Source organism: Caulobacter endophyticus (genome assembly GCF_029543245.1).
Taxonomy (GTDB): domain Bacteria; phylum Pseudomonadota; class Alphaproteobacteria; order Caulobacterales; family Caulobacteraceae; genus Caulobacter; species Caulobacter endophyticus_A.
Map to the genome: position 1 here is coordinate 110,661 of NZ_JARQWV010000020.1, position 7,684 is coordinate 118,344.

Genomic DNA, 7,684 nt, shown 5'->3' on the forward strand with positions numbered 1-7,684 from the left:
GTCAACAATCTTTGCGAGCGCTGAGCCGCGCATTCCACCTTTGGGATTACTGCACCAGCGGTGCGCGCGAGGGGTCCTGCCGGACGATCTCGCGGATGCCGACCAGGGTGGTGAACGAGCGCACCCGGCGGTCGTCGTTCAGAACCTCGTTGGTGAAAGCCTCGTAGGCCTCCATGGTCGGTACGGTGACCAGCAGGACGAAGTCGGTGCTGCCGGTGACGTGCCAGGCGCTGAGCACCTCCTTGCGGGCCGCCACCCCGGCGGCGAAGGCGTTGTAGATGGCGCTGCCTTCGCGCTCCATCTGCACTAAGACATGCATGGTCAGGCCGGCGTTGAGACGCGCAGGATCGACGATGGCGACGTCGGCGACGATCACGCCTTCCTTGCGCAGACGCCGCAGGCGGCGCAGCACCGCGCTTTCCGACAGGCCCACCTTTTCGGCTAGGCTGCGGGCCGGTTCGAGATTGTCGCGGCGGACCAGTTCCAGCAGCCGGCGGTCGAAGTTGTCGAGGGTGACGGATTTCGTCATCTGGCCTGCCTATCTCGCCTGTTTTGGGCGGTATACGACGAATTTCGGCGAGAAGCGCCAGGCATCCGGTATTAGGTTGCGCTCATGTCCGCCGCCGCCATCCGCCGTCCCGCGCTCGACGCGCTGTTGCCCTATGCGGCCCTGTTCGGCGGCATGGTGACGCTGGCCGGCGGCACGTCCTTCGCCAAGACCCTGTTCCCGGCGGTGGGCGCCCAGGGTGTCTCGGCCTATCGCGTCGGCTTCGCGGCCGTACTGCTGCTGCTGCTGTGGCGGCCGTGGCGGTTCCGCCTGACGCGCCAGGATCTTCTCGGCGTCGCGTTCTATGGCGCGGCGACCGGGGTGATGAACCTCTGCTTCTATATGGCGCTGCGGACCATTCCGCTGGGCGTGGCCATCGCCATCGAGTTCCTCGGCCCGCTGACCCTGTCGCTGTTGCATGCGCGCAAGGTCAGCCACTTCCTGTGCATCGGTCTGGCCGCGTTCGGCCTGCTGCTGCTGCTGCCTCTGAAGCTGGGCGGGCCGGCGCTCGATCCGGTCGGCGTGGGTTGCGCCCTGGCGGCGGCCGTCTGCTGGGCGCTCTACATCATCGCCGGCAAGCGTATCGGCCATCTGCACGGCGGCCGCTCGGTGGCCATGGGCATGAGCGTCGCGGCCCTTATCGTCGTGCCGTTCGGCGTCGCCTCGGCCGGCGCGACCCTGCTCGACCCGCACCTGATGCTGCTGGGCCTGGTGGTCGCCGTCTGCTCCAGCGCCGTGCCCTATTCGCTGGAGATGGTCGCCCTCAAGCGCATCCCCAAGCGCACCTTCGGGGTCATGCTCAGCGTCGAGCCGGCGATCGGCGCCATAGCCGGCCTGCTGGTGCTGTCCGAGCACCTGTCGCTGCAGCAGTGGGCCGCCATCGCCTGCATCGTCGCCGCCTCGGCCGGCGCCATCCTGACGACCACGCCCGAGAACGCCGTGGTCGAGGATCCCGAGGCGCTGGAACGGCCTGGGGCCTGAGGCTCGAGGTCAGTGGCAGGGGCCGATATCGCGGCCCTCCAGGTCGCTGACGAACACCTCGGGATCGACCCGCATCCGAGTTTCACCGCCAGCATAGGCGTCGCCGGGACCAAGGCCGTGGCGGAAGCTCAGCACGGCCGTGCGTCCGCGGTGCTCGACGACGACACGCCGGCCGCGGTCGGTGGGGCGCAGGGTGACGGGGTCCTCGTCCGGGCACGCGATGGTCCGGGCCCGGTCGTCCGCGAGGTAGGTCGGCCCGCAGGCCGCGAGTGAAAGGCCGGCGACCAGGGCCACGTAGACGCACATTCGCATTCAGGGCGCCTCGACCGGTGTCAGGCGGCTGTATTCCCAGGCCCAGGGCATGCCGGTCTCGCCCAACGCCGCCTTGACCAGCGAGGGGAATATCCGCTGGCCGTCACCGCTGTTGGTCAGGATCACCACGCAGCGCCGGCGCTTCTCGACGCAGACAAGCATGTTGTCGGTGATGTCGTTGTGGCCGCCCTTGAAGAAGGCCCGGCCCTGCGGTCCCTCGAAGGTGACGACGCCGACGCCGGCCGCCAGCTTGATATTGGCGTTGTCGGAGTTGGTCTCCTCGGTGAAGGTCGGGAATTCCGAGCGCGAGACGATCGGCAGGGCGCCCCGGGCGAACTCGGCGCGGGCCTTCTTCGACAGCCCCCAGCCGCCGGCCATGGCCGCCGCCAGCCTGCCCATGTCGTCGATGGTGGTGTCGAGCGAGCCGGCGGCCTTGACGCTGGAGCGGTCGTCGTGCGGCTGCCATTTGCCGCCTTCCTCGCGGCCGTCGGCGATGTCGGGGGCGAAGTCGTCGCGCCAGACCATGCCCGAGCGGCTCATGCCCAGGGGCTGGAACAGCCGCCCGTCCATGTCGGCGCCGACCTTGATCCCGAGGCCCTGCTCGATGACGAACTGCATCAGGTTGATGCCCTCGCCCGCATAGGCGTAGCGGCTGCCGGGCTCGAACTTGATGTCGAGCTTCTCGTCGGGGTTCAGCCAGCGGAAGTTCGGAAAGCCCGCCGAGTGGGTGAGCAGGATGCGCGGCGTGATCTTGCGCCAGCGCTCGTCGCCGGCAAGGTCGGCATAGGCCTTGTAGTCGGGCAGGGGCTTGGGAAGGTAGGTCGCGATCGGCGTGTCGAGGTCGAGTCTGCCCTCGTCGACCAGCATCATGACGTAGTAGGCGAACACCGCCTTGGTGATCGAGGCGGCGTACATCACCGTCTGGGGCTTGAGGGGATCGCCCTTCTCGTTGCGCACGCCCTGTGCGGTCACATGCGCCACCTTGCCGTCCTCGATCAGCGCCACGGCCACGCCGGGGACCTTGCCGAGGGCCATCAGCCGGGCGACTTCGGCGTCGAGTTTGTGATTTTCGGCGTGCGCCGACCCGGCGGCCAAGCACAAGGCGGCGGCCGCCCATGCCAGAGACTTTCCACGCATTTCCAGAGGCCCCACGGTTGCGCGCACCCTCGCGCCGGGCGACCTTGGAGCCCATGGGCGTCATTTTCAACCGCCGCTTGCTGCTGGCCGGGCTGCTGCTTTCAGGATGCGCGACCGTTCCGTCGCGCCCGCCGCGCCTGCTGCCGGGCGATCCGGAGCTGTATGGGGAGCTGGAGCCGCTGCTGGGCGCTCGCGCCGAGACCGACGGCCTGGTCATCCGCCTGTCGTCGCGGGGCTGCCTGCGCAAGGAGGACCTGCGGTTCTTCGTCGATCGGGCCCATAAGATCCCCGACCTGGCCTTCGCCCGTCGACGTCTGGAGGCCTGCAAGGCCGCCGCGCCGGGCGAGGCGGAGGTCACGTTCAGCTGGACCGAGCTTGGGATCGCGGGCGCGACGGCCGTGCGGCTGCTCAATCCGCTCGGGAAGGGCTGATCACCCCTTGGGCGTGAAGCGCTCGACCATCCAGGGCAGCACCCGGGCGGGACGCTTGGCGGCGATGTCGATCAGCACCCAGTCGGTGCGGCTCTGGGCGCACATCTCGCCGTCGGGGCCGTCGATGCGGACATAGCGCTCGAAGCGCGGGCCCTTCAGCTCGCCCACCCACGTGTAGCCGGTGGCGACCTCGTGCGGCAGCAGTTCGCGGCGGTAGTCGATCTCGTGGCGGCGGGCGACCCAGCTCCAGGGAGCCCGCTCCTCTTCCGAGGCCCAGGCTTCCCAATGCGCGATCGCCAGGTCCTGGGCCCAGCCCAGATAGACCACGTTGTTGACGTGGCCGTTGGCGTCGATGTCCGACGCCTTCGGCTCGAAGGTCAGGGGGAAGGCGTCCGCGGGCGGGACGAAGAGGCGGCTCACCCGGTCAGGCCGAGATGACGCCCTGTTCGATCAGGAACGACTTCAGTTCGCCCGACTGGAACATCTCGCGGACGATGTCGCTGCCGCCGACGAACTCGCCCTTCACATAGAGCTGGGGAATGGTCGGCCAGTCGGTGAAGGTCTTGATGCCCTGACGCAGTTCGTCGTCCTGCAGCACGTCGACGCCGACGAACTCGACGCCCAGGTGGTCGAGGATCTGCACGGCCACCGACGAGAAGCCGCAGCGCGGCTGGTCGGGCACGCCCTTCATGAACAGCACGACGGGGTGTTCGGCCACCGTCTTGGCGATGAACTCGAGGGCGGGGGAGGCGGCGACTTCAGTCATGGGGAGGCATTCCTTGGCGGTAACCCCTCAGCTAGGCGCCGGAAGGCCCCTGGTCAAGCGCGGCGCTTGGTTCCGGCGGCCTGTTCGGCCGAAAACCGCGCCATCTCGATCTGGGCGGCGCAGCCGGTCGGCAGGTCGCGCTCGACCACGGCGGCCAGGGCCTCCAGCTTGTCGCGCTTGGTGGTGATCACCTGCACCGTGGCCAGGGAGGGTTCGGTCAGGGCGTAGCCGAGGCACAGTTCCTGGCCGGTCCAGCCGGTGGTGCTGTCGAGAAAGTCGTAGCCGCCGAGATTGGTCAGCGGATCGGTGCGGCGGCGCCAGAGCGAGGGCTTCTTGAAGATCGGCTTGGCTTCGCGCTCGCGGATGCTCTGTGGCCAGAAGTCCTCGCCGATCACGGCCACGTCGCGGGTGACGGCGCTGCGGATGCGGTTGCGCTCGGCCCAGCCGGACGAGATGTTGAACGGCGCGGCCAGGGCGTCGAACACGCCGCCGGCCAGGTGACGGTCCTGGCTCTCGCCGCGGCTAGCCAGCCCGAGAGACTGGATCAGCCCCGACTGGCGCAGGCCCAGCAGCGCGGCCATCGCGTTCGGCGGGAAGGCCGAGCCGGGGTCGTCGACGGTCACGAGGTCGACATAGGACAGGCCGCAGCGTTCGACGGCCACGTCCACCAGGTCGTGGATCGCCTGGGCGCTCAGCAGCTCGCCGCCGCTGCGCAGGCGCCATCCCACGAACAGCAGCCGCCGCTCGATCGTGGTCAGCGACTCGCCCACGCCCTCCAGAAGGGCGTTGGACGAACCGTGGACCTCGAAGCTGTTGATGCCTGCTTCCAGCGCCGTGAAGATCAGGTTGCGCCAGTCCTTGCCGCTCATGCGCGGATGGTCGGCGAGCCGCAGCGTCACCGCCGAGATCGCCATGCCCGCCTTGCCGAAAGGACGATAGCGCAAGGTGCGTTACTCCGCCGGAGCCGCGGTTTCGAGCGCCAGGGCGTGCAGCTCGCCGCCCAGAACGTCGGCCAGGGCGCGGTTGACCATCTGGTGCTGCTTGACGCGATTGAGGCCGCGGAAGGCGGGCGAGACGATGCGCGCCTTGTAGTGATCGCCGTCGCCGGCGAGGTCGGTCAGCACGATCTCGGAATCCGGGAAGGCCGCGTTCAGGCGGGCTTCGAGCACGTCGGGCGACATGGGCATGGGCGGATTCTCCGATCCTCGAAGGGGCTGTATGCCCCGTAAACCTTAAGATCGCGCATATGGCGGGCGTCGCGGCAGGAAGCAATCGCCGGAAAGGCGAGTTGGCGTCACTGAGCACGCTTGACGATAACGCGATTTCACGTACCAATCACGCATCCGTGAATCTTTCGTGAGGTGGCGTGATGCGCTGGTCTGGAGCCGTGTTTGCGGCGGCGGCCTCAACCATGTTGAGCGGGTGCGCGCTGGTCGTGTCCGAAGGGCCTTGGTTCGGTCCTGACGACGCGCGTGGCGCGCCCGAACTGCGGCAGGGCCTGTGGGTCGATGCCGCAGGCGAGGCGTGTCGCCCCCAGGCCGATCGCCCGCTCAGGCTTTGGCGCGGATGCGACATCCTGCTGATCCGCGGCGCAGAGTATCTGGCGCTTGAGCGCCGCAAGGAGCGTTGGACCTGGGCGCCGCAAACCGTGCTGCTGGCCGGTGGCGATCCGGCGGTGCTGCAATGGCGCGTCAATCAGAATGAGGGTTCGCCCAACACTTACGCCGGTGTGGAGCCCACGAACTTCGACGCGGAAGGACGCGTGACCGCTCTCTACTTCTGGGCGGTCACCTGCGAGCAGCACGTTGCGGCGGGCGGCGACGGCAAGCGCCCGCTTCATCCGGGGCTGAAGAGGCGCGACTCGAATGGCGAGTGCGAGGCCGAGAGTCGCGAGGCGCTTTTCGCGGCGGCCAAGGTGGGCAAGCCATCCAGAGACCAGGCGGCGAACGCGTGGCGTTGGATCCGAGAAGCGCGGCCCGACGATTTCGCGCCGACGCCCCGATAGGCGCCGCCAGGCCGCCGGGGCGGCGCGCTGTGGTTGCGCAGATAAGGTCCGGATGCTCAAACCGTGAAACAGCGCCCTTGGCGCGCTCCGCCGGGCGAAACGGGAAAGTTTCGATGCGTATGACCCTTGCTGCTGTCGCGGCCGCCGTCCTGGCCGGCCTCGCCGCGCCCGCCCTGGCCGGTCCCGGCGACCTGGCCCTGGACGATGTGAAGACCCTGTCGGCCGACGCCATGCAGGGAAGGGCGCCGGGTACGCCGGGATCGCAGTTGGCGCGGACCTATATCCTCGAGCGCTTCAAGCTGATCGGCCTGGCTCCGATCGGAGAAGGCTTCGAGCAGCCGTTCCGCTTCACCCGCAAGGACGGGACGACGATCACCGGCGTCAATCTGGTGGCCCGCATCAAGGGGAGGGCCCCGGACGGCAAGGCTCTGGTGGTCACCGCCCACTACGACCATGTCGGGGTGAAGAACGGCCAGATCTACAACGGCGCCGACGACAACGCCTCGGGCGTGGCGGGTCTGCTGGCGGTGGCCGAGGCCTTCAAGGTAAAGCCGCCGAAGCATGACGTGCTGATCGTGGCGCTTGACGCCGAGGAGGGCGGTCTGCGCGGCGCCAAGGCCTTCGTGGCCCAGCCGCCCATTCCGCTGTCGGCCATCGGGCTGAACGTCAATTTCGACATGCTGAGCAAGAACGCCAAGGGCGAGCTCTATGCCGCGGGGGCCGCGCCCCAGCCGGCCCTGAAGCCGATCCTCGAGGCGGTGGCCAGGACCGCGCCGGTCAAGCTGAAGCTGGGCCACGACACCGACGCCGAGGGCAAGGAAAGCAACTGGACCACGCAGTCCGACCACGGGGCCTTCGCCGAGAAGGGCGTGCCGTGGGTCTATTTCGGGGTCGAGGATCACCCCGAGTACCACCAGCCCACCGACGACTTCGAAACCATCCCGCAGGCGTTCTTCCAGGCCTCGGTGGCGACGGTGATCCAGGCGACGCGAGCCTTCGACGAGCGGCTGGGGGACGTGGCGCGTTAGGGCGTCTGAAGCCGTTCTCCTCCGGCCCGTCCTCCCAGATGCTCCCCCTGAAGGGGGAGCTGTCGGCCCCGGGTCCGGCCAAAGGCCGGCCCGAGGATAAACTCCGCCGACTGAGGGGGAAGGGATTGTTGCTGTTCAGGGCGCGTCGACCTCATCAGACACTTCCCCCTCCGGCCCTTCGGGCCACCTCCCCCTTCAGGGGGAGGATCTTGCGCGACGAACCTCCCCCCGTGGGGAGGCGGCCGAAGGCCGGTGGGGGGACGGTTTCAGCTTTCGAGGTGGTGGCTGGTTTCGTGATCGCACCCCCCACCGATCGCTGCGCGATCGCCTCCCCCACAGGGGGAGGTTCCTTGAGGTTGGGCGCGGGTTCGCGGTCTCCCGCGTTCGCACGCGTTAGGTCGGGGAGGCGCGGAGCGGCCGGGCGGAGCCCGGAGACCGTGATTTGTTTTAGCGTTTCGGCTTCGTCGACCGCTCCGC

The 7,684-nt window shown here is 68.7% G+C and carries 11 protein-coding genes; 4 read left to right on the forward strand and 7 right to left on the reverse strand.

Going from position 1 to position 7,684, the window contains the following annotated elements; translation table 11 throughout:
- Positions 1-46: 46 nt before the first annotated feature.
- Positions 47-529 (reverse strand): Lrp/AsnC family transcriptional regulator, encoded by a 483-nt coding sequence (locus P7A99_RS18700; protein WP_277795270.1) that lies wholly within the window; start codon positions 527-529, stop codon positions 47-49.
- An 84-nt stretch (positions 530-613) separates the two neighbouring features.
- Here P7A99_RS18700 and P7A99_RS18705 point away from each other — a divergent pair, with 84 nt between their 5' ends.
- Positions 614-1,528 (forward strand): EamA family transporter, encoded by a 915-nt coding sequence (locus P7A99_RS18705; protein ID WP_277795271.1) that lies wholly within the window; start codon positions 614-616, stop codon positions 1,526-1,528.
- A gap of 9 nt (positions 1,529-1,537) precedes the next feature.
- Here the strand turns inward: P7A99_RS18705 and P7A99_RS18710 are convergent, their stop codons facing one another.
- Positions 1,538-1,840, reverse strand: a complete 303-nt coding sequence (locus P7A99_RS18710) for a hypothetical protein (RefSeq protein ID WP_277795272.1) — start codon at positions 1,838-1,840, stop codon at positions 1,538-1,540.
- A complete protein-coding gene (locus P7A99_RS18715; protein ID WP_277795273.1) occupies positions 1,841-2,977 on the reverse strand; it encodes a serine hydrolase domain-containing protein in 1,137 nt (378 codons plus the stop codon).
- 53 nt (positions 2,978-3,030) lie between these two features.
- On the opposite strand from P7A99_RS18715, the gene P7A99_RS18720 reads away from it, so the two are divergent.
- Positions 3,031-3,408: a hypothetical protein gene (locus P7A99_RS18720; protein ID WP_277795274.1), complete on the forward strand. Its 378-nt coding sequence runs from the start codon at positions 3,031-3,033 to the stop codon at positions 3,406-3,408.
- On the opposite strand, the gene P7A99_RS18725 is transcribed toward P7A99_RS18720, so the two are convergent.
- Genes P7A99_RS18725 through P7A99_RS18740 form a run of 4 tightly spaced genes read right to left on the reverse strand, consistent with a single transcriptional unit; the run spans position 3,409 to position 5,361 of the window.
- Positions 3,409-3,828: an acyl-CoA thioesterase gene (locus tag P7A99_RS18725; protein WP_277795275.1), complete on the reverse strand. Its 420-nt coding sequence runs from the start codon at positions 3,826-3,828 to the stop codon at positions 3,409-3,411. It lies immediately after the preceding gene.
- 4 nt (positions 3,829-3,832) lie between these two features.
- Positions 3,833-4,174: a Grx4 family monothiol glutaredoxin gene (gene grxD, locus P7A99_RS18730; RefSeq protein ID WP_101718826.1), complete on the reverse strand. Its 342-nt coding sequence runs from the start codon at positions 4,172-4,174 to the stop codon at positions 3,833-3,835.
- Positions 4,175-4,227: 53 nt separating this feature from the next.
- A complete protein-coding gene (locus P7A99_RS18735; RefSeq protein ID WP_277795276.1) occupies positions 4,228-5,118 on the reverse strand; it encodes an aldo/keto reductase in 891 nt (296 codons plus the stop codon).
- Between the two features lie 6 nt (positions 5,119-5,124).
- On the reverse strand, positions 5,125-5,361 hold the full coding sequence (locus P7A99_RS18740) for a BolA family protein (RefSeq protein WP_101712499.1): 237 nt from the start codon (positions 5,359-5,361) through the stop codon (positions 5,125-5,127).
- A 182-nt stretch (positions 5,362-5,543) separates the two neighbouring features.
- Between P7A99_RS18740 and P7A99_RS18745 the strand changes: the two genes are divergently transcribed.
- Both P7A99_RS18745 and P7A99_RS18750 read left to right on the forward strand, forming a co-directional pair.
- Positions 5,544-6,179 carry a hypothetical protein gene (locus tag P7A99_RS18745; RefSeq protein ID WP_277795277.1) on the forward strand — a complete coding sequence of 212 codons (636 nt, stop codon included), beginning with the start codon at positions 5,544-5,546 and terminating at the stop codon, positions 6,177-6,179.
- A 113-nt stretch (positions 6,180-6,292) separates the two neighbouring features.
- A complete protein-coding gene (locus P7A99_RS18750; RefSeq protein WP_277795278.1) occupies positions 6,293-7,207 on the forward strand; it encodes a M20/M25/M40 family metallo-hydrolase in 915 nt (304 codons plus the stop codon).
- The last annotated feature ends 477 nt before the right edge of the window (positions 7,208-7,684 follow it).

What these genes read in the sequence shown, in the direction of transcription:
- P7A99_RS18720 (WP_277795274.1), top strand. Translation starts at nt 3,031, where the DNA reads ATGGGCGTCATTTTCAACCGCCGCTTGCTGCTGGCCGGGCTGCTGCTT.
- P7A99_RS18745 (WP_277795277.1), top strand. Translation starts at nt 5,544, where the DNA reads ATGCGCTGGTCTGGAGCCGTGTTTGCGGCGGCGGCCTCAACCATGTTG.
- grxD (WP_101718826.1), bottom strand. Translation starts at nt 4,174, where the DNA reads ATGACTGAAGTCGCCGCCTCCCCCGCCCTCGAGTTCATCGCCAAGACG.
- P7A99_RS18700 (WP_277795270.1), bottom strand. Translation starts at nt 529, where the DNA reads ATGACGAAATCCGTCACCCTCGACAACTTCGACCGCCGGCTGCTGGAA.
- P7A99_RS18715 (WP_277795273.1), bottom strand. Translation starts at nt 2,977, where the DNA reads ATGCGTGGAAAGTCTCTGGCATGGGCGGCCGCCGCCTTGTGCTTGGCC.
- P7A99_RS18740 (WP_101712499.1), bottom strand. Translation starts at nt 5,361, where the DNA reads ATGCCCATGTCGCCCGACGTGCTCGAAGCCCGCCTGAACGCGGCCTTC.
- P7A99_RS18705 (WP_277795271.1), top strand. Translation starts at nt 614, where the DNA reads ATGTCCGCCGCCGCCATCCGCCGTCCCGCGCTCGACGCGCTGTTGCCC.
- P7A99_RS18750 (WP_277795278.1), top strand. Translation starts at nt 6,293, where the DNA reads ATGCGTATGACCCTTGCTGCTGTCGCGGCCGCCGTCCTGGCCGGCCTC.
- P7A99_RS18710 (WP_277795272.1), bottom strand. Translation starts at nt 1,840, where the DNA reads ATGCGAATGTGCGTCTACGTGGCCCTGGTCGCCGGCCTTTCACTCGCG.